Source organism: Alcanivorax jadensis T9 (assembly GCF_000756655.1).
GTDB classification, from domain to species: domain Bacteria; phylum Pseudomonadota; class Gammaproteobacteria; order Pseudomonadales; family Alcanivoracaceae; genus Alcanivorax; species Alcanivorax jadensis.
The window spans coordinates 1-24041 of record NZ_ARXU01000015.1 but is presented as its reverse complement, the minus strand read 5'-3'; the positions used below and the strand labels follow the sequence as shown (position 1 = coordinate 24041).

At 56.8% G+C, this 24041-nt stretch carries 37 protein-coding genes; 4 read left to right on the top strand and 33 right to left on the bottom strand.

The window, feature by feature from the left end; all coding sequences use genetic code 11:
* Position 1 precedes the first annotated feature (1 nt).
* The 4 genes from gspC to T9A_RS14860 form a co-directional block, all read right to left on the bottom strand.
* Entirely contained in the window at positions 2-862 is an 861-nt protein-coding gene (gene gspC / locus T9A_RS14875) for a type II secretion system protein GspC (protein ID WP_035249975.1), read from the bottom strand.
* A gap of 139 nt (positions 863-1001) precedes the next feature.
* A complete protein-coding gene (gspN, locus tag T9A_RS14870) occupies positions 1002-1730 on the bottom strand; it encodes a type II secretion system protein N (protein ID WP_035249974.1) in 729 nt (242 codons plus the stop codon).
* 8 nt (positions 1731-1738) lie between these two features.
* Positions 1739-2269 carry a single-stranded DNA-binding protein gene (gene ssb, locus T9A_RS14865; RefSeq protein ID WP_035249972.1) on the bottom strand — a complete coding sequence of 177 codons (531 nt, stop codon included), beginning with the start codon at positions 2267-2269 and terminating at the stop codon, positions 1739-1741.
* Between the two features lie 105 nt (positions 2270-2374).
* Entirely contained in the window at positions 2375-3742 is a 1368-nt protein-coding gene (locus tag T9A_RS14860) for an MFS transporter (RefSeq protein ID WP_035249970.1), read from the bottom strand.
* A 239-nt stretch (positions 3743-3981) separates the two neighbouring features.
* On the opposite strand from T9A_RS14860, the gene T9A_RS14855 reads away from it, so the two are divergent.
* The 4 genes from T9A_RS14855 (at position 3982) to T9A_RS14840 (ending at position 9537) form a co-directional block, all read left to right on the top strand.
* Positions 3982-4632 carry a response regulator transcription factor gene (locus tag T9A_RS14855; RefSeq protein ID WP_035249967.1) on the top strand — a complete coding sequence of 217 codons (651 nt, stop codon included), beginning with the start codon at positions 3982-3984 and terminating at the stop codon, positions 4630-4632.
* A 142-nt stretch (positions 4633-4774) separates the two neighbouring features.
* Complete coding sequence (gene uvrA / locus T9A_RS14850; RefSeq protein ID WP_035249965.1) at positions 4775-7597, top strand: excinuclease ABC subunit UvrA; 2823 nt, start codon at positions 4775-4777, stop codon at positions 7595-7597.
* 118 nt (positions 7598-7715) lie between these two features.
* Entirely contained in the window at positions 7716-8993 is a 1278-nt protein-coding gene (locus tag T9A_RS14845) for a glycerophosphodiester phosphodiesterase family protein (RefSeq protein ID WP_035249962.1), read from the top strand.
* Positions 8994-9156: 163 nt separating this feature from the next.
* Entirely contained in the window at positions 9157-9537 is a 381-nt protein-coding gene (locus T9A_RS14840) for a hypothetical protein (RefSeq protein ID WP_035249960.1), read from the top strand.
* 21 nt (positions 9538-9558) lie between these two features.
* On the opposite strand, the gene T9A_RS14835 is transcribed toward T9A_RS14840, so the two are convergent.
* The 29 genes from T9A_RS14835 to rpsJ all read right to left on the bottom strand — a co-directional run bounded on the left by T9A_RS14835 (position 9559) and on the right by rpsJ (position 23664).
* A complete protein-coding gene (locus T9A_RS14835; protein WP_035249958.1) occupies positions 9559-9894 on the bottom strand; it encodes a DOPA 4,5-dioxygenase family protein in 336 nt (111 codons plus the stop codon).
* Between the two features lie 116 nt (positions 9895-10010).
* The gene (gene rplQ, locus T9A_RS14830) at positions 10011-10394 is read right to left on the bottom strand and encodes a 50S ribosomal protein L17 (RefSeq protein ID WP_035249956.1); all 384 of its coding nucleotides are present in this window, start codon (positions 10392-10394) and stop codon (positions 10011-10013) included.
* Positions 10395-10443: 49 nt separating this feature from the next.
* The gene (locus T9A_RS14825) at positions 10444-11451 is read right to left on the bottom strand and encodes a DNA-directed RNA polymerase subunit alpha (protein WP_035249954.1); all 1008 of its coding nucleotides are present in this window, start codon (positions 11449-11451) and stop codon (positions 10444-10446) included.
* Positions 11452-11471: 20 nt separating this feature from the next.
* On the bottom strand, positions 11472-12104 hold the full coding sequence (rpsD, locus tag T9A_RS14820; protein WP_035249952.1) for a 30S ribosomal protein S4: 633 nt from the start codon (positions 12102-12104) through the stop codon (positions 11472-11474).
* 16 nt (positions 12105-12120) lie between these two features.
* Complete coding sequence (gene rpsK / locus T9A_RS14815) at positions 12121-12519, bottom strand: 30S ribosomal protein S11 (RefSeq protein ID WP_011587706.1); 399 nt, start codon at positions 12517-12519, stop codon at positions 12121-12123.
* 35 nt (positions 12520-12554) lie between these two features.
* Positions 12555-12911 carry a 30S ribosomal protein S13 gene (rpsM, locus tag T9A_RS14810; protein ID WP_035249949.1) on the bottom strand — a complete coding sequence of 119 codons (357 nt, stop codon included), beginning with the start codon at positions 12909-12911 and terminating at the stop codon, positions 12555-12557.
* Between the two features lie 116 nt (positions 12912-13027).
* The gene (rpmJ, locus tag T9A_RS14805) at positions 13028-13144 is read right to left on the bottom strand and encodes a 50S ribosomal protein L36 (protein ID WP_008928865.1); all 117 of its coding nucleotides are present in this window, start codon (positions 13142-13144) and stop codon (positions 13028-13030) included.
* A 17-nt stretch (positions 13145-13161) separates the two neighbouring features.
* Positions 13162-14544: a preprotein translocase subunit SecY gene (secY, locus tag T9A_RS14800; protein WP_035249948.1), complete on the bottom strand. Its 1383-nt coding sequence runs from the start codon at positions 14542-14544 to the stop codon at positions 13162-13164.
* An 11-nt stretch (positions 14545-14555) separates the two neighbouring features.
* A complete protein-coding gene (gene rplO, locus T9A_RS14795; protein WP_035249946.1) occupies positions 14556-14990 on the bottom strand; it encodes a 50S ribosomal protein L15 in 435 nt (144 codons plus the stop codon).
* Between the two features lie 3 nt (positions 14991-14993).
* The gene (gene rpmD, locus T9A_RS14790; RefSeq protein WP_035249943.1) at positions 14994-15176 is read right to left on the bottom strand and encodes a 50S ribosomal protein L30; all 183 of its coding nucleotides are present in this window, start codon (positions 15174-15176) and stop codon (positions 14994-14996) included.
* A gap of 23 nt (positions 15177-15199) precedes the next feature.
* Positions 15200-15697: a 30S ribosomal protein S5 gene (gene rpsE, locus T9A_RS14785; protein WP_035249941.1), complete on the bottom strand. Its 498-nt coding sequence runs from the start codon at positions 15695-15697 to the stop codon at positions 15200-15202.
* A 12-nt stretch (positions 15698-15709) separates the two neighbouring features.
* A complete protein-coding gene (gene rplR, locus T9A_RS14780; RefSeq protein WP_035249939.1) occupies positions 15710-16060 on the bottom strand; it encodes a 50S ribosomal protein L18 in 351 nt (116 codons plus the stop codon).
* 17 nt (positions 16061-16077) lie between these two features.
* Positions 16078-16611, bottom strand: coding sequence for a 50S ribosomal protein L6 (gene rplF, locus T9A_RS14775; protein WP_035249937.1), 534 nt, complete (start codon positions 16609-16611; stop codon positions 16078-16080).
* A 31-nt stretch (positions 16612-16642) separates the two neighbouring features.
* Positions 16643-17035: a 30S ribosomal protein S8 gene (gene rpsH / locus T9A_RS14770; RefSeq protein WP_035249936.1), complete on the bottom strand. Its 393-nt coding sequence runs from the start codon at positions 17033-17035 to the stop codon at positions 16643-16645.
* A gap of 26 nt (positions 17036-17061) precedes the next feature.
* Positions 17062-17367 (bottom strand): 30S ribosomal protein S14, encoded by a 306-nt coding sequence (gene rpsN / locus T9A_RS14765; protein WP_035249935.1) that lies wholly within the window; start codon positions 17365-17367, stop codon positions 17062-17064.
* A gap of 11 nt (positions 17368-17378) precedes the next feature.
* Positions 17379-17918 carry a 50S ribosomal protein L5 gene (gene rplE / locus T9A_RS14760; protein WP_035249934.1) on the bottom strand — a complete coding sequence of 180 codons (540 nt, stop codon included), beginning with the start codon at positions 17916-17918 and terminating at the stop codon, positions 17379-17381.
* A gap of 12 nt (positions 17919-17930) precedes the next feature.
* A complete protein-coding gene (rplX, locus tag T9A_RS14755; RefSeq protein WP_035249933.1) occupies positions 17931-18239 on the bottom strand; it encodes a 50S ribosomal protein L24 in 309 nt (102 codons plus the stop codon).
* A 15-nt stretch (positions 18240-18254) separates the two neighbouring features.
* Positions 18255-18623: a 50S ribosomal protein L14 gene (gene rplN / locus T9A_RS14750; RefSeq protein WP_022986486.1), complete on the bottom strand. Its 369-nt coding sequence runs from the start codon at positions 18621-18623 to the stop codon at positions 18255-18257.
* A gap of 50 nt (positions 18624-18673) precedes the next feature.
* A complete protein-coding gene (gene rpsQ, locus T9A_RS14745; protein WP_035249932.1) occupies positions 18674-18940 on the bottom strand; it encodes a 30S ribosomal protein S17 in 267 nt (88 codons plus the stop codon).
* A 2-nt stretch (positions 18941-18942) separates the two neighbouring features.
* A complete protein-coding gene (gene rpmC, locus T9A_RS14740; RefSeq protein WP_011587694.1) occupies positions 18943-19134 on the bottom strand; it encodes a 50S ribosomal protein L29 in 192 nt (63 codons plus the stop codon).
* Between the two features lie 3 nt (positions 19135-19137).
* Positions 19138-19551 carry a 50S ribosomal protein L16 gene (gene rplP, locus T9A_RS14735; protein WP_035249931.1) on the bottom strand — a complete coding sequence of 138 codons (414 nt, stop codon included), beginning with the start codon at positions 19549-19551 and terminating at the stop codon, positions 19138-19140.
* A 13-nt stretch (positions 19552-19564) separates the two neighbouring features.
* Positions 19565-20263: a 30S ribosomal protein S3 gene (gene rpsC, locus T9A_RS14730; protein ID WP_035249930.1), complete on the bottom strand. Its 699-nt coding sequence runs from the start codon at positions 20261-20263 to the stop codon at positions 19565-19567.
* 4 nt (positions 20264-20267) lie between these two features.
* A complete protein-coding gene (gene rplV / locus T9A_RS14725; protein ID WP_035249929.1) occupies positions 20268-20612 on the bottom strand; it encodes a 50S ribosomal protein L22 in 345 nt (114 codons plus the stop codon).
* Between the two features lie 10 nt (positions 20613-20622).
* A complete protein-coding gene (gene rpsS, locus T9A_RS14720; protein WP_035249928.1) occupies positions 20623-20898 on the bottom strand; it encodes a 30S ribosomal protein S19 in 276 nt (91 codons plus the stop codon).
* 22 nt (positions 20899-20920) lie between these two features.
* Positions 20921-21745 (bottom strand): 50S ribosomal protein L2, encoded by an 825-nt coding sequence (gene rplB, locus T9A_RS14715; RefSeq protein WP_035249927.1) that lies wholly within the window; start codon positions 21743-21745, stop codon positions 20921-20923.
* Between the two features lie 18 nt (positions 21746-21763).
* A complete protein-coding gene (gene rplW / locus T9A_RS14710) occupies positions 21764-22060 on the bottom strand; it encodes a 50S ribosomal protein L23 (protein WP_035249926.1) in 297 nt (98 codons plus the stop codon).
* On the bottom strand, positions 22057-22659 hold the full coding sequence (gene rplD / locus T9A_RS14705; RefSeq protein ID WP_035249925.1) for a 50S ribosomal protein L4: 603 nt from the start codon (positions 22657-22659) through the stop codon (positions 22057-22059). The genes rplW and rplD overlap by 4 nt, the downstream gene beginning before the upstream one ends.
* 14 nt (positions 22660-22673) lie before the next feature.
* Positions 22674-23309: a 50S ribosomal protein L3 gene (gene rplC, locus T9A_RS14700; protein ID WP_035249924.1), complete on the bottom strand. Its 636-nt coding sequence runs from the start codon at positions 23307-23309 to the stop codon at positions 22674-22676.
* 43 nt (positions 23310-23352) lie between these two features.
* Positions 23353-23664: a 30S ribosomal protein S10 gene (gene rpsJ, locus T9A_RS14695; protein ID WP_022986497.1), complete on the bottom strand. Its 312-nt coding sequence runs from the start codon at positions 23662-23664 to the stop codon at positions 23353-23355.
* Positions 23665-24041 lie beyond the last annotated feature (377 nt).

Sequence of the window (24041 nt, the reverse complement as noted above, 5' to 3'; positions counted from 1 at the left end):
ACTATGGCGGATAATTCACGGTGAATTGCTGATTACCCCGCTGTACCACAATACTGGCCTGCCGGGTTTCCTGGAATGAGCGCAACGCAGCCATATCACCTTCCTCCGTCCCCAGCGAATGGCCGTTGACCGAGAGGATGACATCACTGCTTTGCAAGCCGACCTGACTGATCAACTGCTTGGGGGCCCGCTTGCCCAACTGATAGCCCTGGTTATCCCCCTGAGCCACCGGCTGCAACCCCAACTGACCAATAATGGCCTTGCGTTGACGCTGCATGTCTTCCTCGCTACCTTCCGCAATCTGCGATTGCTGGGGCTCACGTTCCACCGCTGGCTGCCGGGACACCTGACTGACCCCGCCCAGGGAGCTGTCCGACCAGCGCAGGGTTTCCAGGCGTCCAGCCCGGCGCAGGATCACCCGGTCCGGGTACACCTCTTCCAGGCTGGCATTACCGGGGATACTGTCGCCGATACGGTACAACTCACCTTCCTTGCCCTTTTCGGCAATGATGGCGGACGCTTTTTCGGTATCAGCGGTCTGGAACACGCCAAGTAGTTCCAGACGCAGGCGGGTTTCCGGAGCGTCAGTGGGCTTGTCAGACTGGGGGGCTACCTGCTCGAAGCTTCCGAACAATTGCCAGCTGTCCACCTGGGATTGGCTCAGGCTCACAGTCTGCCCGGCGGAAGCGACCTGCAGGCGGGTCTTGCTGTTGGAGGGGATCGGCTCGTTGGGTCCGTACCACAACAGCCAGAAGGTCTGGGCCAGCACAAAGGCCAAAGCAATCACCAGCAAAACGGCAACTAACCAGCGCACCGGCTTGCTCCACTGCTGATACTGACCCCACGCTGCCCACTGCGACATAACTGTCCGCTCTTCCTTTATCGTTATTGCCGGACTGAAGATACCGGATTTTAAGGCAAATTATTGCAATATAGTGTTACCGGAACAGTTATTTCATGTTCTCGGCCCAGCCAGCCAGGCAAACCTGTACCGACTGTCGCTACCCCCGCGTCAGCGAGAATGGCTGGGACATCTGGAATACCACATCATCCGGGCTGCCACCCTGGCTGACGCCCAGCAACAAAGGCCAGGCGCGCATGACTTCCAGATGGAAACGACCGTCGCTGATTCGCGCCTGAAGCAGGCGCTCCCCCTCAGGATCAGCCACCCGCAGTGTGGGCACCGGACCTTCCATGCTCAAACGGCCTTGTAATTCCGGCACCAAGGCTGAGCCATTGTTCCCCCAGGTCACCCGGCCACCACTGTAATCCAGGGTGCCCTGTAGTTGCTGGATAGTATCATCGGCAATTTGCAGCGCCATCAGCACCGCATCGACGCGGCCATCGGCACCGCCCTGGGGGACATGTTCCGCCACCAACGCCACCGGCAGGGACAAGCGCGCCTGCTCAACCTGCCAGTCACCCCAGTCTGCGCCGACCCAGCCAGACAGGTTTGCCTGCTGGCCCTGATCACTGCGCAAGGCCAGTTGCGCGCCAGGCACCAGGCCATGCCAGTCCAGGGTCCAGTCCAGCGAGCCCTGCAGTTGCTTCCAGCGCCAGCGTGCCTGCCCCTGCCACCAACGGCCACGAGGTTCGGACAGAGTGAGCGCAGCGCCGCCCAGCCGCACGGCGGGCACTCGCTCCACCACCACGGCAGCGGGCATGCTGACAATCAAAAAGACCAGCAGACTGGCAATAAAGACCAGTGCCAGCGTCAAAGTACGAGGCATGGCGGTTCTCAGAACGGGATATCGTCGTCAAAATCATCTGCCGGGCCACTGAAGCCGCCCTGATTTTGATTCTGACCGGGGTTCTGGTTCTGATTCTGCTGCGGCGCGGCACTGCCGCCACCGTAATTCTCGTTCTGGTTCTGGTAACCACCCTGGTTACCCTGAGGCGCATAGCCGCCACCCTGGCCACCGCCGCCGTCACCACGGCCATCCAGCATCTGCATTTCGTTGGCCACGATTTCGGTAGTGTAGCGATCCTGACCATCCTGCCCCTGCCACTTGCGGGTACGAATGGAGCCTTCGATATAGACCTTGGAGCCCTTCTTCAGGTACTCACCGGCAATTTCACCCAGCTTGTTGAAAAATACCACCCGGTGCCATTCAGTGCGTTCCTGCATCTGCCCGCTCTGCTTGTCCTTCCAGGTTTCACTGGTAGCCAGACGAACATTGGTGACCGCGCCACCGCTGGGCATGAAACGGGTTTCCGGGTCTGCCCCCAGGTTACCAATCAGAATTACCTTGTTAACGCCGCGCGCCATGTTTCTCTCCGTGACTCTCTAGGTCAGTACTGTTGTAGCCGGCAATGCCCTGTCAGGTAAATCACCGGTTTCTCAAATGCATGTCAGATCAAGCCAAACATTGTGTCAGCTTTGCCCGGCTCCGGCGAGTCCCGCAAGCCGGGCCTCATCCAGTTCCCCGGCATCGACCTTGAGCAGAGCCAGGGCCTGCTCCTCGACGATGACGGTTTCCACCACACCGGGCACCGTCTGCAGCTCACGGGCCAGTTTCTGCCAGTCTTGGCCCGGGGCCAGCATCAGCACCCGGTTATCGAGTTTCGGCAGCTCCCGCAGCCCCGTCAGCACCACCAGCCAAATCGCCGCCAGCACCGCACAACCGTAGAACACCGCCTCGGCGCCCACCCACTGGTACAACGCCCCACCCAGCTGCCCGCCGACAAAGACACCCAGGAACTGGCTGGTGGAGTATACCCCCATGGCCGTGCCCCGAGTCCCCGCCGGCGCCGCCCGGCCCACCAGCGAAGGCAGCAGGGCTTCAAGCAGGTTGAACGCCGCAAAAAACACCAGCAGCGCCAGCACAAAGTGCCACAGCTCGGCACCGGCCAGGGCCAACAGGATCTGTGACACCGCCAGCAATACCACAGCCAATCGCTTCACCGGCACCGCACCACGCCGTTCGGCGCGGATAATCAGCGGCACCATGGCCACAAACCCGGCCACCAGCACGCCCAGGTAGATCAGGCTGTGGCTGCGCAGCCCCAGCCCGAGCCGTTCGCTGAGCAGGGCCGGCACCACCACAAAAGAAGCGGTCATGATCAGGTGCAGGGTAAAAATGCCCAGGTCGAATCGCAGCAATGTTTTATTGGCGAGCACCCGACGGAAGCGCACGCCCACGGGCAAGGCCTCCCCCTGCAATGCCCTGGGAGCCGGTACCACCAGGGCCACCAGCAAGGCAAAGACGCCCATCACCGAGGTCATCCAGAACAGGCCGGACAGGCCGAGCCAGCTGGCCAGTAACGGGCCGAGAATCAGGGCCAGCACAAAGGAACCACCCACGGACATGCCGATCAGCGCCATGGCCCGGGTGCGATGCTTTTCACTGACCACATCACCGATCAGCGCCATGATCACACTGGCAATGGCGCCGGAGCCCTGCAGGGCACGCCCGGCAATGACACCATGGATATGGTCACTCATGGCCGCCACCACCCCCCCCGCCACAAACAGCAGCAGGCCGATCAGCAACAACGGTCGCCGGCCGAAACGGTCGGAAAGCATGCCAAATGGAATCTGCAGCAGGGCCTGCATCAGCCCGTAGGCGCCGATGGCGGTACCGATCAGCAGCGGTGTCGCGCCTTCCAGCGATTGCCCGTAGACCGCGAAAATCGGCAAAATCATGAACAGGCCGAACATCCGCAGCGCAAAGATGGTCGCCAGATAGCCGGTGGTTTTCAGCTCTGTCCGCTGTAGGACACGGGAGGAAGATGCCGACATGAACGCTTGTTGCTCCAAAACGGGTGGCCGAAAGTCACGGCCGCTACAAAAAGGCGGGCAGTGTATCAGATTCCCCACGGGGCCGGACCAGGACACAGTGCCCCACTTTGAGGCCCGGGAATCGTGAAATCAGTAAAACCGGGCAATGGTAAATTGAACCCCGGTCAAAGCGGTGATAAATTCACATGCTGATCAGTTTTTTTTCTTAGGCTCCGCCTGAGACATCATGGACGGCATCGATGAACAGCCCACAACAAACTAAGCAAGTTTACGTAGTAGGCAGCCAGCAACTGCAAAACGCCCTGCTCACCGAATTTCTCGTCAAGGAAGAAGTGGCTACCAAGAGCATTCCCTCAGTTGAGACCATCTCAGTGGAGACCCTGCGGGAATTTGACCAGAACCTGTTTCTGGTGGATTACCACAGTGTGGATGTGAATGAGGTCATCGCCCATCTCCTGGAAGCAGATCAGGAAGTGGACAACGACGTTCTGATCGCCCTGTTCAATGTGGACAGCGACGACTCCCTGTCCCGACTGGCTGGCCTGCCCATGGTCAACGGCGGCTTCCAGCATGACTGCCCCCAGGCACTGCTGAGCAAAGGCATCAAGGCCATTTTCGACGGCGAGTTGTGGTTCCCCCGCGCCGTGTTGCAGGCTTATCTGATGAAAAGCCGCACCTTCAACAAGACCTTCTCCCGCAGCGAGGTGAACCTCACCGACCGGGAAGTGGAAGTGCTGAAAGTGATGGCCACCGGCGCCAAGAACTCGGAAATCGCCACCAGCCTGAATCTGAGCCCGCACACCATCAAGACGCATATCTATAACATCTTCAAGAAAATCAATGCGTCCAATCGCCTGCAAGCGGTGAACTGGGCACAGGAAAACCTCTAGCAACGTTTCATACAACACGCACCTTGCTGCACGCCTTGCGGGCAGCAAGGTGCGTGTTGCGGTCAGCGACCACATTCTTTTGCCCTTCACACGAATTCGCCTATACTGCCCTGTTCATTTTGACAGTAGTCAGGGGTAGTTGATGGATACCATACTGGTTCGCGGTGCACGGACTCATAACCTGAAGAACGTGGACCTGGATATTCCCCGGGACAAGCTGGTGGTGATCACCGGTCTGTCCGGTTCAGGGAAATCCTCACTGGCCTTTGACACGCTCTACGCAGAAGGCCAGCGCCGCTATGTGGAATCCCTCTCCACCTATGCCCGCCAGTTCCTGTCGATGATGGAAAAACCCGATGTGGACCACATCGAAGGGCTCAGCCCGGCTATCTCCATCGAGCAGAAATCCACCAGTCATAACCCGCGATCCACCGTCGGTACCATCACCGAAATCTACGACTATCTGCGCCTGCTGTTCGCCCGGGTGGGCGAGCCCCGCTGCCCGGAGCATGAAGCCCCGCTGGCCGCCCAGACCATCAGCCAGATGGTGGATCAGGTGCTGGCCATGGAAGACGGCAGCAAACTGATGCTGCTGGCGCCAGTGATCCGCGAAAAGAAAGGCGAACATCTGCACCTGTTCGAGGAGCTGCGTGCCCAGGGCTTTATCCGTGCACGCATCGACGGGCGCATCTACGACATGGATGACACCCCGGATCTGGACAAGAACAAGAAGCACACTATTGAAGTGGTAGTGGACCGCTTCAAGGTCCGTGACGACCTGCAGAACCGGCTGGCGGAATCCTTCGAAACCGCTCTTAATCTGGCCGATGACATCGCCATCATTGCCCCCATGGACGGCGACGGCGAGGAAGTGACCTTCTCCGCCAAGTTTGCCTGCCCGCACTGCGGCTATTCGATTCCCGAACTGGAACCGCGACTGTTCTCCTTCAACAACCCGGCCGGCGCCTGCCCCAGCTGTGATGGTTTGGGCATGAAGCAGTTCTTCGACGAGGACAAGGTGATCAATTCCGACGAGCTGTCCCTGTCGGAAGGTGCCATTCGCGGCTGGGACCGCCGCAACGTCTACTACTTCCAGATGCTTAACTCCCTGTCACAAAGCCTCGGCTTCGATATGGACGTGGCACTCAAGGAACTGCCCAAGGACATCCGCAAGAAAGTCCTTCACGGCACCGGCAAGGAAAGCATCGAATTCCGTTACCTCAACGACCGCGGCGACATCATCAAGCGCAACCACCCGTTCGAGGGCATCATCCCCAATATGGAGCGGCGCTACCGGGAAACCGAATCCGATGCGGTGCGCGAAGACCTGCTCGGCTACATGTCCACCTCCAGCTGCCCCAGCTGTAATGGCTCGCGACTGCGCGAGGCGGCCCGTCATGTGTTCATCGAAGAAACCACCCTGCCGGAAGTGGTACGACTGGCGGTGGGCAAGGCCCACGGCTATTTCAGCGACCTGAACCTGCCCGGCAGCAAGGGCGAAATCGCCGACAAGATTCTCAAGGAAATCCGCGACCGCCTGCAGTTTCTGGTCAACGTGGGGCTGGAATACCTGACCCTGGAGCGCAGCGCCGAAACCCTGTCCGGCGGCGAGGCCCAGCGTATTCGTCTGGCCAGTCAGATTGGTGCCGGCCTGGTCGGCGTCATGTACGTGCTGGACGAACCCTCCATTGGTCTGCACCAGCGCGACAACGAGCGCCTCCTCAGCACTCTCACTCGCCTGCGTGACCTGGGTAATACCGTGCTGGTGGTGGAGCATGACGAGGAAGCCATCCGCCTGGCCGACCACGTGATTGATATTGGCCCCGGTGCCGGCGTCCATGGTGGCCGTGTCGTCGCCCAGGGCAGCGCCCAGGACGTATCCGACAACCCGGACTCTCTCACCGGCGACTACCTGTCCGGGCGCAAACAGATCGCCATCCCCTCGCAACGGCGACAGAATCAGGACGACAAATGGCTGACCCTGCACGGCGCCACCGGCAACAACCTCAAGGGCCACCCGTTGAATATCCCGGTGGGGCTGTTCACCTGCGTCACCGGTGTCTCCGGCTCCGGCAAGTCCACCCTGATCAACAGCACCCTGTACCCGCTGGCGGCCACCAAACTGAACAAGGCCACCACGCTGACTCCCGCCGTCCATGAGTCCATTGAGGGGCTGGAGCACTTCGACAAGGTGGTGGATATCGACCAGAGCCCCATTGGTCGTACCCCCCGCTCAAACCCGGCTACCTACACCGGCATCTTCACCCCGGTGCGCGAATTGTTCGCCGGCACCCAGGAAGCCCGCGCCCGCGGCTATAAACCAGGCCGCTTCAGCTTCAACGTGAAAGGCGGTCGCTGTGAAGCCTGTCAGGGCGACGGCGTGATCAAGGTGGAAATGCACTTCCTGCCGGATATTTATGTGCCCTGCGAAGTCTGCGAAGGCAAACGCTACAACCGGGAGACCCTGGAGATCACCTATAAGGGCAAGAACATCTTCGAGGTACTGGATATGACCATCGAAGATGCCCGGGAATTCTTTGATGCAGTGCCTTCACTGGCTCGTAAACTGCAGACCCTGATGGATGTGGGTTTGAGTTACGTGAAACTGGGCCAGGCCGCCACCACCCTGTCCGGCGGCGAAGCCCAACGGGTGAAACTCGCCAAAGAGCTGTCCCGCCGGGATACCGGCAACACCCTCTACATCCTCGACGAACCCACCACCGGGCTGCATTTCCACGATATCCAGCTGCTGCTGGACGTACTCAACCGACTGGCGGACCACGGCAACTCGGTCGTGGTGATCGAGCACAATCTCGATGTGATCAAAACTGCCGACTGGATCGTGGACCTGGGACCGGAAGGTGGCGACGGCGGCGGCGAGATCATTGCCGAGGGCACGCCGGATGAAGTGGCCAAGGTAAAAGGCAGTCACACGGGGCACTTCCTGAAAAACATGCTGGCCTAGCAACACCGTGAACGGCAACACACTTCCCGGCACTGTCACACAGCCGACCTGTGTTACCCACTTGACTGTCACACTGCGCGGACACACTCAGCCTCATCACTCACTGTGGAGGCTGACCATGAAACGGATCTGGGCATTGAAGGGACTCATCGCCACTGTTGCCATCTGCACGGCAACAGTGGCTTGCGCCAACCACGACCCCAAAGGCAAAAGTAAAAGCAGTGTTGAGTTGGGGCCACGCCCCTATTACCTGCTTGCCGACATGGACGAAGGGCCACTCAAGCAAGCCCTGCAGGACTGCGCCAACCAGCCACGGCCGCAACAGGCCAGCGACTTCTCCATTGGTCATCGCGGCGCCCCGCTGCAATTTCCCGAGCATACCGAAGAATCTTACCGGGCAGCTGCACGCATGGGCGCCGGCATCGTGGAATGCGATGCAACCTTCACCAAGGATCGCGAGCTGGTCTGTCGCCATTCCCAGTGCGACCTGCACACCTCCACCAACATTCTCGACACCGACCTGGCCGGCCAGTGCAGCGAGCCCTTTACCCCCTTTGATGGCAGCAACCCGGCCAGCGCCCGCTGCTGTACCAGCGATATCACCCTGGCCCAGTTCAAGACGCTCAAGGGCAAGATGGATGGCAGCAACCCCCGCGCCACTACCGTGGAGGAATACCTGAAGGGCACGGCTGGCTGGCGCACGGATCTCTACAGCCAAAGTGGCACCCTGCTAAGTCACCGGGAGAGCATCGCCCTGTTTCAGCAACTCGGGGTAAAGATGACGCCCGAACTGAAAGCGCCACAAGTATCCATGCCCTATGAAGGGGACTACCGCCAGCAAGACTATGCCAACCAACTGATTGAGGAATATCGACAAGCCGGCGCACCACCGCAAGATGTTTTCCCCCAATCCTTCAACCTGAAAGACGTGCGCTACTGGATCGGCCACCACCCGCGCTATGGCCAACAGGCCGTATATCTGGATGGTCGCGATAGCCAAGGCCTGGACCCACAGAACCCCGGCACCTGGCAACCCGACATGGACACCCTGGCCGGTTATGGCGTAAACATTATCGCTCCGCCCCTGTGGATGCTGGTCACCGTCGATGGGAGCAACCGCATTGTGCCCAGCGCCTACGCCCGGGCCGCCCGCGCTGCCGGCCTGGATATCATCGCCTGGTCCCTGGAGCGTTCCGGCCCATTGGTCAACGGTGGCGGCTGGTACTACCAGAGCATTCAACCTGCCATCAATAATGACGGCGACACCTTCACACTGCTGGATGTGCTGGCACGGGACGTGGGTGTTATCGGCGTCTTTTCCGATTGGCCGGCCACCATCTCCTTCTACGCGAGCTGCCAGAAATTTCTGCATGGCAAGCGTCCCGCACTACCTTAGCGCACGTGCACCACAACAGCAGCGCCCTGTTCCACAGCGGGGCGCTGGCACCCATAAACCGGGTCATGACAATGGCACGCTTTCTGCTTTGATAGATCTGGGCTGAGGCCTTGTTTCAGCCAACGTCAGCTTCCCAGGGCAACCATTCAGAGGAGTACATGAAATGGACGCCACCACCGACCATCGCTGGTTGATGCAGTACAACATCGTCAACCTGGTTAATCAGTGTCGACGTTTGATTCGGGCTGAATTTGACGAAAGCCTTTCGCTAACCGACCCGGCACTGCGCCAGAAACTGGCCCATTATGCTGGCCACACGCGCTCTCAGGGTATGCAACGGCTGTACGGAGAGATTCGCCTGGCGCTGCTGGAGCTGGAAGGCGAAGACCCGCCATTGCCTCCACCGGCCAAAGGATCAGTTCGCCTCTATCGGGGCCAACCGGTGGAAAGCCGCAACACTCAAAACGAAAAGGATGAGAGCCGCTCGGTGCAGCGCCAGCGAAAGGGCTTGATGTACCGGGGGCACAAAGTAGCGCAGGGTTAGTTAGCGGGTTGAGTCAGGCAATCAGGCAGAAAACTGGAAGATACTCAGATCCAGCGGCAGGCTTTCACCGAGCCACATCACTAACTCAGTGTGATCACGTAGATCATCACCGCTAAGCCCATGCACAAAAACGGTCAGCCCGTTACGGCTGGCCATCAACCAAGGGATCACATCACCGGCCAGGCGCCGCGGAATGGACAGCTGGCAGCTCCAGCACGGGTGTGGGCCCACCGGCTTGCGGTGCATGTGCCCCATGGGAATATCGAAATGCTGGTGGGCGGCCTGGCACAGCGCTGCCGCCTGGGAAAACGTGGATTCATCGAAATAGACGTGTGCATGAAAGCCGTTGATTGCCATATGCCCTGCCCCTGAGATCTGCTCCGCCTCTCCTGACAGCATAGTACAAGTGCGCCGGCTTACGACAGACATAAAAAAACCGGGCAAGATGCCCGGTTTTTTTGAAGCTTCGACGCTTACTCTTCGTCAGCGTCCGCCAGCTCAGGACGGTCAACCAGCTCAACATAGGCCATCGGTGCATTGTCACCGGCACGGAAACCCATCTTGAGGATACGGATGTAACCGCCAGGACGGCTCTGGTAACGCGGACCCAGGTCATTGAACAGCTTGCCGACCACTTCCTTGGAGCGGGTACGGTCGAAAGCCAGACGACGGTTCGCTACCGAGTCTTCCTTCGCAAGAGTGATCAGCGGCTCAGCCACACGACGCAGCTCTTTAGCTTTCGGCAGAGTGGTCTTGATCACTTCGTGCTCCAGCAGAGACACAGCCATGTTACGGAACATAGCCTGACGATGAGAGCTGTTCCGATTCAGTTTTCTGCCGCTTTTGCGATGACGCATGATTCTGTTCCTATGTTCAGGGGCGCTTCACAGCGTCCACAACAACTAATTAGCGCAATTTGGTGTTCAGCCGGTCATCATCACGGAGGCTGACCGGAGGCCAGTTCTCGAGACGCATGCCCAGTGACAAGCCCTTGGAGGCCAACACATCTTTGATCTCGGTCAGCGACTTCTTACCCAGGTTAGGGGTTTTCAGCAGCTCCACCTCGGTACGCTGTACCAGATCACCGATGTAGTAGATGTTTTCCGCTTTCAGACAGTTAGCGGAGCGAACAGTCAGCTCAAGATCATCCACCGGACGCAGCAGGATAGGATCAATTTCCTCACGCTCCTGCTTCGGCTCAGGCTTGGCATCCTGTTCCAGGTCTACAAACACCGCGATCTGCTGCTGCAGAATTGTTGCTGCACGACGAATCGCTTCTTCCGGATCGATGGTACCGTCTGTTTCCAGATCGATGACCAGTTTATCCAGGTCAGTACGCTGCTCTACACGAGCGGCTTCAACCACGTAAGCCACACGACGAACCGGGCTGTAGCTGGCATCCAGCTGCAGACGGCCAATACCGCGGGTTTCGTCATCATCTGACTGACGAGCATCAGCGGCCACATAACCGCGACCCTTCTGAACCTTCAGCTTCACACGCAATTCGGTGTCGCCAGTGATGGTGCAAATCAGATGATCCGGGTTGACGATCTCAACACTGTGATCACGCTGGATATCGCTCGCGGTAACAACACCCGGGCCCTTCTTGACCAGTTCGAGAGTTGCTTCTTCGCGATCTTCCATCTTCAGGGCAACGCCCTTCAGGTTCAGCATGATGTTGATTACATCTTCCTGAACCCCTTCGATGGAGGAGTATTCATGCTGTACCCCGTCGATCTCCACTTCGGTGATCGCACAGCCGGGCATACTGGAGATCAGGATGCGACGCAGCGCAGTCCCCAGGGTGTGGCCAAAGCCACGCTCCAGCGGTTCCAGAACCACCTTTGCATGGTTCTGATTGATCGCGTTGACCGCGATCGAGCGGGGCGTGAGAAAGTCGTTCACGGCGGTCATAGAGATCCCTCAGGCAGTCCTTACTTGGAGTACAGCTCGACGATCAGGTTTTCGTTGATCTCGGCAGGCAGGTCGATACGCTCAGGCTTCGCCTTGTAGGTACCTTCCAGCTTTTTCTCGTCAACTTCGAGCCAAGGCATAAAGCCACGCTGCTGAGCCAGCTCCATGGCGTTTTTCACGCGCAACTGAGCTTTGGACTTCTCGCGAACGGTGATGATGTCACCCGGCTTGACCTGGTAGGAAGCCACGTTGACAGACTGACCGTTGACCAGAATCGCACGATGACTTACCAACTGACGCGCTTCAGCGCGGGTAGAGCCGAAGCCCATGCGGTAAACCACGTTATCCAGACGACCTTCAAGCAGCTGCAGCAGGACTTCGCCAGTTGCACCCTTGGAGGAAGCCGCTTTCTTGTAGTAACTACGGAACTGCTTTTCCAGCACACCATAGGTACGACGAACTTTCTGCTTCTCGCGGAGCTGCACACCATAATCTGACAAACGAGCCGGACGACGACCGCTAGCGCCAGCTGCCTGACCGGGTGCCTGCTCGGCTTTACACTTGGATTCCAGAGGGCGGATACCGCTCTTCAGGAACAGATCGGTGCCTTCACGACGGGAAAGCTTGCACTTGGGACCGATGTATCTTGCCATCTTGCTTTAACTCCCGTTACACGCGACGCTTTTTGGGCGGACGACAGCCGTTATGCGGAATCGGCGTAACGTCCTCAATATGGGTAATCTTGTAGCCACAGCCATTCAGAGCACGAATGGAAGATTCGCGACCTGGGCCCGGGCCTTTTACCCGTACTTCCAAATTTTTGAGACCGTAGTCCTTGGCAGCATTGCCCGCGTTTTCAGCAGCCACCTGGGCAGCAAACGGGGTGCTCTTACGGGAACCACGGAAACCAGCGCCACCGGAGGTCGCCCAGGACAACGCATTGCCCTGACGATCAGTGATGGTGATGATGGTATTGTTGAAGGATGCGTGCACGTGGGCGATACCGTCTGCAACGGTACGCGTTACCTTCTTACGACGTGCGCCACTATCTTTCTTTGACTTAGCCATAATGCCTATCCAAATCCAGCCGCTGACGTTTCAGCTTATTTGCGAATCGGTTTACGCGGACCTTTACGAGTCCGAGCATTGGTCTTGGTACGCTGGCCACGCAGTGGCAAGCCGCGACGATGACGGATACCACGGTAGCAACCGAGGTCCATCAGACGCTTGATGTTCATTGTGATTTCCCGGCGCAGGTCACCTTCGGTAGACAACTTGGCTACTTCGCCACGAATGACGTCAAGTTGTTCACCGCTCAGATCACGAACTTTCGCGGTCTGATCAATACCGGCCGATGTGCAGATTTCTGCTGCACGGGTACGACCGATCCCGAAGATGTAGGTGAGAGAAATCACCGTGTGCTTATTTTCCGGGATGTTAACGCCTGCAATACGGGCCATCCGAATATCTCCGATTCACAAAACGGGTGGCGCCAGACTCTAGGGCGCCGAAAGGCGGCAGAGTCTAGCGCTACGCCGACTGAATTTCAACCAAACACTTAAAAGAAGACGTAACCTTAACCCTGGCGCTGCTTGTGCCGGGGTTCGGCACTGCAGATAACCATGACGCGACCCTTACGACGGATCACTTTGCAGTTTCGGCAGATCTTCTTCACAGAAGCCTGAACTTTCATCGCACTCGCCTCGTTCGTTAACGCACCAGACCGGTGCCACCATACCCTTTCAGGTTGGATTTCTTCATCAACTTCTCATACTGGGTGGACGTCAGGTGCGAATTAACCTGCGACCAGAAGTCCATCACTACCACCACTACAATCAGCAGGGAGGTGCCGCCCAGATAGAAAGGCACGTTGGCAACTGCTTGCAGACCCAGCGGCAGCAAGCACACCAGCGTCATGTATACCGAACCGATCAGGGTCAAACGTCCCATCACTGTGTCGATATAGCGAGCAGATTGCTCGCCCGGGCGAATACCCGGAATATAAGCGCCGGATTTCTTCAGGTTGTCGGCGACATCCTTCGGATTGAACACCAGCGCAGTATAAAAGTAGCAGAAGAACACGATTGCCAGGGTAAACAGCAAGATATATAGCGGCGTACCCGGCAGCAGAGCATCACTCACGTTTCTCAGTGCCTGGCCCCACCAGGAATCCGGATTGGAATCACTGAACCACTGGGTCAGTGAAGCCGGAAATAGCAAAATGGAGCTGGCAAAGATAGCCGGAATAACACCTGCCATGTTCACCTTCAGCGGCAGATGACTCTGCTGCGCTGCGTACACACGACGTCCCTGCTGACGACGGGCATAATTCACCGTAATACGGCGCTGTCCACGCTCCATGAAGACCACCCCGAAAATCACGGCGAGGGCCACCAGGAACACAAACAACATCATGATCAGACTCAGGTCACCAGTACGTGCAGACTCAAAGGTCTGTGCAATGGCGCCAGGCAGGCCTGACACGATAGAAGCGAAGATCAGCATGGAAATGCCATTGCCGATACCACGCTCGGTAATCTGCTCACCCAACCACATCAGGAATACGGTACCGGTCAGCAAGGTGGTTACAGCAACAAAATAGAAGCTTGCAACCTGCATAGTGCTGGCCGTTTCCGGCAACAGTGTAATGCCCTGGCTGTTCAGTCCGGCCACCATGCCGAAAGACTGGATGCCACCCAGAACCACCGTCAGATAACGGGTGTACTGGGTTATCTTGCGCCGACCCTGTTCGCCTTCCTTTCGGAGCTGCTCCAGGGTGGGCACCACTGCTGTCATCAGCTGAATCACGATGCTGGCAGTAATGTAGGGCATGATGCCCAACGCAAAAATACTCATGCGTTCCAGGGAACCCCCGGAAAACATGTTGAACAGGCCAAGAATGGTGTCCCGGTTGTTGTTGAACATCTGTTGCAACGCTTCCGGGTTCATGCCCGGGACCGGGATGTGTGCCCCGATCCGGAACACCACCAGGGCGCCCAACAGAAAACCGATACGCCGCCACAGCTCACGCATTGCGCTGCTGTCAGCTTTGGGCGGACCACCATTCAGTGTCTGAGCGCGATTCTTCGCCATAAAGCGCTGCCTTATTCTTCGACTTTACCGCCAGCTTTTTCGACCGCTTCACGGGCGCCTTTGCTGATCGCTACGCCGCGAATGGTCACTGCACGGTCGATTTCACCCTGCAGAACAATCTTGGCGCGCTTCATGTCACGACGCACAACATTGGCTGCTTTGAGGGCGGCCAGGTCAATCACGTCGCCGTCAACTTTGGCAAGTTCGGCCAGGCGAACTTCCGCGGTGCCCATAGCCAGCTTGGACGTGAAACCGAACTTCGGCACACGACGCTGCAGCGGCATTTGGCCACCCTCGAAACCGGGCTTCACAGTACCGCCGGAACGGGACTTCTGACCCTTGTGGCCGCGACCACCGGTCTTGCCCAGGCCGGAGCCGATACCACGACCAACGCGCTTGGCGTCCGGACGGGAACCTTCAGCGGGATGCAGATCATTCAGACGCATCACTTATTCTCCCTCTACCTGCACCAGATACGCGACCTTGTTGATCATGCCGCGTACTGCCGGGGTATCTTCAACTTCCACAGTGTGGCCAATGCGGCGCAGACCGAGACCGCGCACAGAGGCCCTATGCTTTTCCAGCCGGCCGTTGATGCTCTTAACCAGCTTTACCTTGATCTTATCAGCCATCGTAACGATTCCGTTATCTGCGCTTAGTTCAGAATGTCTTCGACAGACTTGCCACGCTTGGCAGCCACAGACTCCGGAGAAGCCATGGACTTCAGGCCATTGAAAGTAGCCCGAACCACGTTTACCGGATTGGTGGAGCCATAACACTTGGCCAGTACATTCTGAACGCCTGCGACTTCCAGCACGGCGCGCATGGCACCGCCGGCAATTACACCGGTACCGTCATCGGCCGGCTGCATATACACCTTGGAGGCACCGTGACGGGCCTTCATGGGGTGCTGGATGGTGGTGCCATTCAGCTCCACCTGAATCATGTTGCGGCGGGCAGCTTCCAGGGCTTTCTGGATAGCGGCAGGCACTTCACGGGCCTTACCACGACCAAAGCCGACCTTACCCTTGCCGTCACCCACTACGGTCAACGCGGTAAAACCGAAAATACGGCCGCCTTTAACAACTTTAGCAACCCGGTTTACCTGAACCAGCTTTTCCTGCAGACCTTCGTTGGGATCAACCTTCGCCATAACCAAGCACCCTTAGAATTCAAGACCGTTTTCACGCGCGGCATCCGCCAGCGCTTTAACACGGCCGTGATATTTGAAACCAGAACGGTCAAAGGCTACGCGCTCAATGCCCGCTTCCTTGGCACGCTGAGCAATCAGCTGGCCAACTTTAACCGCTGCGTCAGCATTGCCCGTCGCGTCTGCACGCAGGTCTTTTTCGACCGTGCTTGCAGATGCCAGCACCTGGTCACCAGCGACAGAGATCACCTGCGCATAAATATGACGCGGGGTACGATGTACGCAAAGGCGAACTTCGCCCAACTCGCGAATCTTCAGGCGAGTGCGCTTGGCCCTGCGTAGACGTGAAACTTTTTTGTCTTTCATGGCATCAATCTCGACAATTATTTCTTCTTGGCTTCCTTACGGCGCACTTGCTCATCAGCATAGCGCACCCCTTTGCCCTTGTAGGGCTCAGGCGGACGGAAGGCCCGAACATTGGCAGCAACCTGACCAACCAGCTGCTTATCAATGCCTTTAATGACAATTTCGGTCTGGCTCGGGGTTTCAACGGTAATCCCTTCGGGCAACTCGAAAGCTACCGGATGGGAGAAACCGAGGGTCAGGTTCAGTACCTTGCCCTGAGCCTGCGCGCGATAACCCACGCCGAGGAGCTGAAGCTTACGCTCGAACCCTTCGGCAACGCCAGTCACCATGTTATTCAGCAGAGCACGCGAAGTTCCTGCCAACGCCCATGCCTTCTGGGAATCATCGTGCGGCTTAACAGATACCACACCGTCATCCAGGGACACGGCTACCAGCTCGTGTACTTCGTGCTCCAGGCTGCCTTTGCCACCTTTAACGGTGACTTTCTGGCCGTCGACTTTGACTTCGACGCCCTTCGGCAGATTTACCGGACTTTTAGCTACTCTAGACATTGCTGCACCTAACCCGTCTACGCCACTTCTGTTAGGACACTTCGCAGATCAGCTCGCCACCAACATTGGCTTTGCGCGCTGCGCGGTCAGAAATAATGCCCTGATTGGTGGATACGATCATGATACCCAGGCCACCTTTGACCTTAGGAATCTCACCCGCGGCCTTGTAGACCCGCAGACCAGGACGACTTACCCGTTTGATAGTGTCAATCACCGGGCTGCCTTCGAAATACTTAAGCTCAACCGTCATTACCGGTTTCTTGTCATCGCTGATCTTGTAATCAGCAATGAAGCCCTCTTCCTTCAGTACTTTGGCTACAGCTTCCTTTGCCTTGGAGGCAGGAATCTCGACCTGTACTTTCTCGGCCATCTGGGCGTTACGGATACGAGTTAACATATCCGCCATGGTATCTTGCATGCTCATGCCGCAATCGCTCCGCTTAACTTTGCTTACCAGCTGGCTTTAACCAGACCGGGAACATCACCGCGCATCGCTGCTTCACGCAGCTTGATCCGGCTCAGGCCGAACTTGCGGTAGTAGCCGTGCGGACGACCGGTGATACGACAGCGATTACGCTGACGAACCGGGGAAGAATCGCGCGGCAATTTTTGCAGCTGAAGCTGAGCATCCCACTTCGCTTCAGGTTCTGCATTGGGATCCTGGATAATCGCCTTAAGCGCTGCACGCTTGGCGGCAAAACGCTTAACCAGCTTAGCGCGTTTTGCTTCCCGGTTTTTCATGGATTCTTTAGCCATGATAAATCCTCTTAGCCCTTCAGCGGGAAGTTGAAGGCGCGCAGCAGCGCCCGTGCTTGATCGTCGCTTTTCGCTGTGGTGGTAATGGTGATGTCCATACCACGCAGCTTGTCGACTTTATCGAAATCAATTTCCGGAAATACGATCTGCTCGCGCAGCCCCATGGAATAATTACCACGGCCGTCAAAGGATTTCGGATTCAGACCACGGAAGTCGCGAATACGCGGAATGGCGATAGAAACCAGACGCTCGAGGAATTCATACATTCTCTCGCCACGCAGGGTTACCTTACAGCCAATCGGCCAACCTTCACGGATCTTGAAGCCTGCGACAGACTTGCGCGCGTTGGTTACCAGGGGCTTCTGACCAGAAATTGCAGTCATGTCCGCCAGGGCACCATCCATCGCCTTACGATCCGCGGAAGCTTCACCAACACCCATATTCAGGGTGATCTTGGTGATCTTTGGCACTTCCATGATATTACCGAGGCCAAGCTCTTCTTTCAGCTTGGGCACGATGTCGTTTTGATAAATCTTTTTCAGATCACTCATGGGTCACCTAACCTACAGCGTTTCGCCGTTGGACTTGAAGAAACGCACTTTGTTGCCGTCTTCAAAACGGAAGCCCACACGATCCGCTTTCTGCGTCTTGGGGTTCCAGATGGCAACGTTGGAAGCGTTTAGCGATGCTTCCTGTTCTACGATGCCGCCTTGAGTACCACGGTTAGGATTGGCTTTAACATGTTTCTTAACCATGTTGACGCCAGCAACGATGAGGCGGCCATTGTCCAAAACCTGCTGAACAGAGCCACGCTTACCTTTGTCCTTTCCCGCAATTACGATGACTTCGTCATCACGCTTAATCTTGAGCATTACCTTCACCCGCCTTTACAGAACTTCAGGTGCCAGGGAGATGATCTTCATAAACTGCTCGGTACGCAGCTCCCGCGTTACCGGGCCGAAGATCCGGGTACCGATCGGTGCTTTATTGTTGTTCAAAAGCACCGCGGCGTTTTCGTCGAAACGAATCAGTGAACCGTCTGGACGACGCACACCCTTACGGGTACGCACGACCACAGCGGTCATTACATCACCTTTCTTTACACGGCCGCGCGGAATTGCTTCCTTCACTGTGACCTTGATGATGTCACCAATGCCTGCATAGCGGCGGTGAGAACCGCCCAGCACTTTGATGCACTGTACCCGACGGGCGCCGCTGTTATCGGCGACTTCGAGCATGCTTTCGGTCTGAATCATCGCTAAATCTCTCCAACTCTGCCTTTACAGGCAGCCACAGCAACGGTCCGTCAGGCTTCGTTCGCCTGTTCAACTACGTTTACCAGCATCCAGGTCTTGCGCTTGGACAGCGGCCGGCACTCCTCAATGGTGACCAAGTCACCTTCACGACACGTATTTTCTTCATCATGCGCCATCAGTTTCGTGGAACGCTTGATAATCTTGCCGTAAATCGGGTGCTGGACCCGGCGCTCTACCAACACAGTGATAGTTTTGTCACCTTTATTAGAGATGACTTTGCCGGTAGCGGTCCGGCGCATTGTATTCGCCTCTGCCATGACTAGTTACCCTGCTTCTCTCTCAGAATGGTCTTAACGCGCGCAATATTGCGGCGAACCGTCCCAAGCTCATGGGTTTTAGAAATCTGACCGGACGCGCTCTTCATACGCAGCTTGAATTGTTCTTCAAGCAGCTCGATTTGCGTCTGCTGCAGCTCTTCGACACTCTTTTCTTTCAGCTCGCTCGCTTTCATGGCTTACATCACCGTCCGAGTAACGACACGGGTGCTTACCGGCAGCTTGGCCGCGGCCAGACGGAACGCTTCACGCGCAACGTCTTCTGACACACCTTCCATTTCGTAAAGCATCTTGCCCGGTTGAATCTGGGCTACCCAATACTCTACAGAACCCTTACCTTTACCCATCCGCACTTCAAGAGGCTTCTTGGTAATCGGCTTGTCCGGGAAAACCCGGATCCAAATCTTACCACCACGTTTGATGTGGCGGGTCATTGCACGACGGGCCGCTTCGATCTGGCGCGCAGTAATACGGCCACGACCGGTAGCTTGCAGTCCAATAGTGCCAAAAGACACTTTGCTGCCCCGCTGTGCCAGGCCGCGGTTACGGCCCTTCATCACTTTCCGGAATTTGGTACGCTTCGGCTGCAACATCGTTCGTTACCCTTTAACCGCGGCCGCGCTTCTTCGCGCCCTTGGACTGCTTCTGCTGCTCTTCCTTCTGAACCTGCTCCATGCCACCAAGCACTTCGCCACGGAAGATCCACACCTTGATACCGATAGTGCCGTACGTAGTTTCAGCACGTACGCTTGCGTAATCGATGTCGGCACGCAAAGTATGCAGAGGCACTCGGCCTTCGCGGTACCATTCGGTACGCGCAATTTCTGCACCACCCAGACGACCGGACAGCTGAATCCTGATACCTTCAGCACCGGACTTCATGGCGTTCTGAACCGCACGCTTCATGGCGCGACGAAACATCACTCGGCGCTCCAGCTGACCAGCGACATTGTCGCCTACCAGACGCGCATCCAGGTCGGGCTTGCGCACTTCCTCGATGTTGATGTGAACTGGCACACCCATCTGGGCGGCCACATCGCGGCGCAGGCGTTCGACATCTTCGCCTTTCTTACCAATCACGATGCCCGGTCGAGCAGTAGCAATAGTGATGCGCACGTTCTCTGACGGACGCTCAATCTTGATACGACTCACCGACGCATTCTTCAAACGCTTAAACAGGAACTCTCGTACCTGCAGGTCGGTAACCAGGCAGTCTGCGTAAGACTTCGGTCCGGCATACCAAAGCGAGTTGTGCTCTTTGACAATGCCAAGGCGAATACCGACCGGATGAACTTTCTGACCCATCTGGTTACTCCTGACCTTCTGAGACTTTCACAGTAATGTGGCAAGTACGCTTGAGGATTCGGTCAGCGCGGCCTTTGGCGCGCGGACGAATACGCTTCATGGTCATGCCTTCATCCACGCAAATCGTGGACACCTTCAGCTCATCAACGTCAGCGCCGTCGTTGTTTTCCGCATTTGCAATCGCGGACTCCAGCACTTTCTTAACGATTTTTGCCGCCTTCTTCGGGCTGAATTCCAGAAGATTCAGCGCCTTCTCGACTTCCAGGCCTCGGACCTGGTCCGCTACGAGGCGGGCTTTCTGAGCCGAAATTCTTGCGCCGCGCAGACGGGCTGCAACTTCAGTAGCCATGGCTGTCACCTTATCGCTTAGCCTTTTTGTCCACGATATGCCCGCGGTAGGTGCGGGTCAGGGCGAATTCGCCCAACTTGTGGCCCACCATGTGCTCGGTAACCATTACCGGTACATGCTGTTTGCCGTTATGCACAGCAATTGTCAGACCCACCATCTCCGGAACAATCATGGAGCGACGGGACCAGGTTTTAATCGGCTTACGGGAGCCGGCTTCCACCGCATCTTCCACCTTGCTTAGCAGGTGGTGATCCACAAAAGGACCTTTTTTCAGTGAACGTGGCACAGCCTGAACCTCTCTTTATCCCTTACTTACGACGGTCACGCACAATCATTTTGGTCGTGCGCTTGTTTGTACGGGTCTTGTAGCCCTTGGTCGGAACACCCCAGGGTGTTACCGGATGACGGCCACCAGAAGAGCGCCCTTCACCACCACCATGTGGATGGTCGACCGGGTTCATCGCCGCACCGCGAACAGTGGGTCGAACACCCCGCCAGCGCGTTGCACCCGCTTTACCCAGTGAGCGCAAACTATGCTCACTGTTGGATACTGCACCGATGGTGGCCTTGCAGTCAGCATGCACCTTGCGCATTTCGCCGGAGCGAAGACGCAGGGTTACGTACTGGCCGTCTTTCGCCAGAACCTGCACGGATGTCCCTGCAGAACGAGCGATTTGACCACCTTTACCAGGCTTCATTTCCACATTGTGGACAGTGGAACCCAGCGGAATATTACGCAGCGGCAAGGCGTTACCCAGCTTGATCGGCGCATCTTCGCCGGACTGGATACGGTCTTCCGCTTGCAGGCCCTTGGGGGCCAAAATGTAACGTCGTTCACCGTCAAGGTACTTAACCAGCGCAATGTGCGCAGAACGGTTCGGATCGTATTCCAGGCGCTCAACAATGCCTACAACACCGTCCTTATTGCGACGGAAGTCGACCAAGCGATATTTCTGCTTGTGACCACCGCCTTTATGACGAGTGGTGATACGACCATTGTTGTTACGACCACCGTTTTTGCTCTTGGCTTCCAACAGCGGCGCGTAGGGAGCACCTTTATGCAGATCTTCGTTGACCACCTTGACTACAAAGCGGCGGCCCGGAGAAGTCGGCTTGCACTTTACAATCGCCATTATTCCTTACTCCCTTCCTTACTCTGCGCCCAGGAAGTCAATGTCCTGGCCTTCCTCAAGGGAAACATAGGCCTTCTTCCAGTCAGCGCGCTTACCAGCTACGCGACCAAAGAATTTGGACTTGCCTTTCATGTTGGCGGTACGAACAGCCTTCACTTTCACTTCAAAAAGGGCTTCAACTGCCTTTTTGATTTCCAGCTTGTTCGCATCTTTAGCCACTTTAAACACGAAGGTGCCATTCTGATCGGCAAGAACTGTTGCCTTCTCAGAAACGTGCGCAGCACGCAGCACTTTCAAAATACGTTCCTGGTTCATGCCAGCGCCTCCTCAAGCTTCTTAAGAGCCGGCACAGTAACGAGCACCTTCTCGAAAGCAATCAGGCTCACCGGATCAACGCCGTCAGCATCACGCACGTCGACTTTAGGCAGATTGCGCGAACCCAGATACAGGTTCTCGTCAACGCTGTCAGTCACGATCAGGACGTTAGTCAGATCCAGCTCTTTCAGCTTGGCTGCTACAGCCTTGGTCTTCGGCTCGTCTACGGTGAATTCATCCACCACAATCAGACGCTCCTGGCGAACCAGCTCAGACATGATGCACTGCAGCGCACCACGGTACATTTTACGGTTCACTTTCTGAGAGTGATCACGCGGTACCGCAGCAAATGTCTTGCCGCCGCCACGCCAGATCGGGCTACGAATCGTACCAGCACGGGCACGACCAGTCCCTTTTTGACGCCACGGCTTACGGCCACCACCACTCACATCAGAGCGGTTTTTCTGAGCCTTGGTCCCCTGACGGGCACCAGCCAGAAACGCAGTCACAACCTGATGAACCAGAGGCTCGTTAAAGTCCTTGCCGAAGGCGACTTCGGAAACGGTAACGGTACCTCCAGAGGCAGTATTGAGATTCATCCTCTATTCCTCTTTCAGGCCTTCGCCTTCACTGCCAGACGCACGATCACATCACCACCGGTAGCACCGGGGACCGCACCTTTAACCAGCAACAGATTCTTTTCAGCATCTACGCGAACCACTTCCAGATTCTGGACAGTGACGCGCTCAGCACCCATATGGCCAGCCATCTTCTTGCCTTTGAATACGCGGCCCGGAGTCTGGTTTTGACCAATGGAACCCGGAGCACGATGAGACAAGGAGTTACCGTGGGTCATGTCCTGGGTGCTGAAGTTCCAGCGCTTCACGCCACCAGCAAAACCCTTACCTTTGGAAGTGCCGGTCACATCAATCATCTGACCTGCTTCAAACCCTTCGACGGTCACTTCAGAACCCGGCTGCAGCTCACCAGCCTCAGCACGGAATTCCCAAACGCCACGGCCCGCTTCTACACCAGCTTTCGCGAAATGACCGGCTTGCGCCTTGGTCACGCGGCTGGCACGGCGCTCACCGACCGTAACTTGCACGGCCTGGTAGCCATCTGATTCTTCGGCCTTGAGCTGGGAGACCCGATTTGGGGTCACTTCGATGACAGTCACGGGAACACTGATACCTTCCTCAGTGAAAACCCGAGTCATCCCACATTTCCGACCGATCACACCAATCGCCATTGTTTACCTCTTCACAACCTGTCGCGGTAATACCCGCCCGTTGTTAACCCAGGCTGATCTGCACATCCACACCAGCAGCCAGATCCAGCTTCATCAGCGCATCCACGGTTTTATCCGTAGGCTCGACGATGTCCACCAGCCGCTTGTGGGTGCGGATCTCATACTGATCTCGCGCGTCTTTATTTACGTGCGGAGAGATCAGCACTGTAAAGCGTTCTTTACGCGTCGGCAGCGGGATAGGACCCGTCACTTGCGCGCCTGTCCGTTTGGCCGTATCCACGATCTCTTGGGCGGACTGATCAATCAGACGATGATCAAAGGCCTTGAGCCGGATGCGGATTCTTTGGTTAGCCATAGCTAACAAACTCCAGACTGTTTCGAACCATATTTATATGGCAAAAAGCCCACTTACCTAATCGCTTATGGATAGGTCAGTGGTGTCAAAACAAGCCCGGGAACAATGCCCCGGTTGGTACTGCTCGTAAGCAGGGCGCAGATAGTAGCCATTCCCCCCGGGCATTGCAAGGGCCTTTTGCCCCAAATCCGGGAAATCCAGCAAAAAAGTGAAAATAAAGAACTATTCGCTCTTCTACCCACTCCTCTACCCGCTCCCGGCATCCCGAGAGCACGCCGGCACACGCCCAAAGGCCTGACACCAGCATCAAATAGGGGCCGCCAGGCGGCCCCTATTTACACCAAGAAAGAACTTACTCGGTGATTTTGGCAACCACA

Bases quoted from the DNA above. Each gene is read 5' to 3' on its own strand.
- gspC (WP_035249975.1), bottom strand. From the start codon at position 862: ATGTCGCAGTGGGCAGCGTGGGGTCAGTATCAGCAGTGGAGCAAGCCG.
- gspN (WP_035249974.1), bottom strand. From the start codon at position 1,730: ATGCCTCGTACTTTGACGCTGGCACTGGTCTTTATTGCCAGTCTGCTG.
- ssb (WP_035249972.1), bottom strand. From the start codon at position 2,269: ATGGCGCGCGGCGTTAACAAGGTAATTCTGATTGGTAACCTGGGGGCA.
- T9A_RS14860 (WP_035249970.1), bottom strand. From the start codon at position 3,742: ATGTCGGCATCTTCCTCCCGTGTCCTACAGCGGACAGAGCTGAAAACC.
- T9A_RS14855 (WP_035249967.1), top strand. From the start codon at position 3,982: ATGAACAGCCCACAACAAACTAAGCAAGTTTACGTAGTAGGCAGCCAG.
- uvrA (WP_035249965.1), top strand. From the start codon at position 4,775: ATGGATACCATACTGGTTCGCGGTGCACGGACTCATAACCTGAAGAAC.
- T9A_RS14845 (WP_035249962.1), top strand. From the start codon at position 7,716: ATGAAACGGATCTGGGCATTGAAGGGACTCATCGCCACTGTTGCCATC.
- T9A_RS14840 (WP_035249960.1), top strand. From the start codon at position 9,157: ATGGACGCCACCACCGACCATCGCTGGTTGATGCAGTACAACATCGTC.
- T9A_RS14835 (WP_035249958.1), bottom strand. From the start codon at position 9,894: ATGGCAATCAACGGCTTTCATGCACACGTCTATTTCGATGAATCCACG.
- rplQ (WP_035249956.1), bottom strand. From the start codon at position 10,394: ATGCGTCATCGCAAAAGCGGCAGAAAACTGAATCGGAACAGCTCTCAT.
- T9A_RS14825 (WP_035249954.1), bottom strand. From the start codon at position 11,451: ATGACCGCCGTGAACGACTTTCTCACGCCCCGCTCGATCGCGGTCAAC.
- rpsD (WP_035249952.1), bottom strand. From the start codon at position 12,104: ATGGCAAGATACATCGGTCCCAAGTGCAAGCTTTCCCGTCGTGAAGGC.
- rpsK (WP_011587706.1), bottom strand. From the start codon at position 12,519: ATGGCTAAGTCAAAGAAAGATAGTGGCGCACGTCGTAAGAAGGTAACG.
- rpsM (WP_035249949.1), bottom strand. From the start codon at position 12,911: ATGGCCCGTATTGCAGGCGTTAACATCCCGGAAAATAAGCACACGGTG.
- rpmJ (WP_008928865.1), bottom strand. From the start codon at position 13,144: ATGAAAGTTCAGGCTTCTGTGAAGAAGATCTGCCGAAACTGCAAAGTG.
- secY (WP_035249948.1), bottom strand. From the start codon at position 14,544: ATGGCGAAGAATCGCGCTCAGACACTGAATGGTGGTCCGCCCAAAGCT.
- rplO (WP_035249946.1), bottom strand. From the start codon at position 14,990: ATGCGTCTGAATGATCTGCATCCCGCTGAAGGTTCCCGTCCGGACGCC.
- rpmD (WP_035249943.1), bottom strand. From the start codon at position 15,176: ATGGCTGATAAGATCAAGGTAAAGCTGGTTAAGAGCATCAACGGCCGG.
- rpsE (WP_035249941.1), bottom strand. From the start codon at position 15,697: ATGGCGAAGGTTGATCCCAACGAAGGTCTGCAGGAAAAGCTGGTTCAG.
- rplR (WP_035249939.1), bottom strand. From the start codon at position 16,060: ATGAAAGACAAAAAAGTTTCACGTCTACGCAGGGCCAAGCGCACTCGC.
- rplF (WP_035249937.1), bottom strand. From the start codon at position 16,611: ATGTCTAGAGTAGCTAAAAGTCCGGTAAATCTGCCGAAGGGCGTCGAA.
- rpsH (WP_035249936.1), bottom strand. From the start codon at position 17,035: ATGAGCATGCAAGATACCATGGCGGATATGTTAACTCGTATCCGTAAC.
- rpsN (WP_035249935.1), bottom strand. From the start codon at position 17,367: ATGGCTAAAGAATCCATGAAAAACCGGGAAGCAAAACGCGCTAAGCTG.
- rplE (WP_035249934.1), bottom strand. From the start codon at position 17,918: ATGAGTGATCTGAAAAAGATTTATCAAAACGACATCGTGCCCAAGCTG.
- rplX (WP_035249933.1), bottom strand. From the start codon at position 18,239: ATGCTCAAGATTAAGCGTGATGACGAAGTCATCGTAATTGCGGGAAAG.
- rplN (WP_022986486.1), bottom strand. From the start codon at position 18,623: ATGATTCAGACCGAAAGCATGCTCGAAGTCGCCGATAACAGCGGCGCC.
- rpsQ (WP_035249932.1), bottom strand. From the start codon at position 18,940: ATGGCAGAGGCGAATACAATGCGCCGGACCGCTACCGGCAAAGTCATC.
- rpmC (WP_011587694.1), bottom strand. From the start codon at position 19,134: ATGAAAGCGAGCGAGCTGAAAGAAAAGAGTGTCGAAGAGCTGCAGCAG.
- rplP (WP_035249931.1), bottom strand. From the start codon at position 19,551: ATGTTGCAGCCGAAGCGTACCAAATTCCGGAAAGTGATGAAGGGCCGT.
- rpsC (WP_035249930.1), bottom strand. From the start codon at position 20,263: ATGGGTCAGAAAGTTCATCCGGTCGGTATTCGCCTTGGCATTGTCAAA.
- rplV (WP_035249929.1), bottom strand. From the start codon at position 20,612: ATGGCTACTGAAGTTGCAGCCCGTCTGCGCGGCGCAAGAATTTCGGCT.
- rplB (WP_035249927.1), bottom strand. From the start codon at position 21,745: ATGGCGATTGTAAAGTGCAAGCCGACTTCTCCGGGCCGCCGCTTTGTA.
- rplW (WP_035249926.1), bottom strand. From the start codon at position 22,060: ATGAACCAGGAACGTATTTTGAAAGTGCTGCGTGCTGCGCACGTTTCT.
- rplD (WP_035249925.1), bottom strand. From the start codon at position 22,659: ATGAATCTCAATACTGCCTCTGGAGGTACCGTTACCGTTTCCGAAGTC.
- rplC (WP_035249924.1), bottom strand. From the start codon at position 23,309: ATGGCGATTGGTGTGATCGGTCGGAAATGTGGGATGACTCGGGTTTTC.
- rpsJ (WP_022986497.1), bottom strand. From the start codon at position 23,664: ATGGCTAACCAAAGAATCCGCATCCGGCTCAAGGCCTTTGATCATCGT.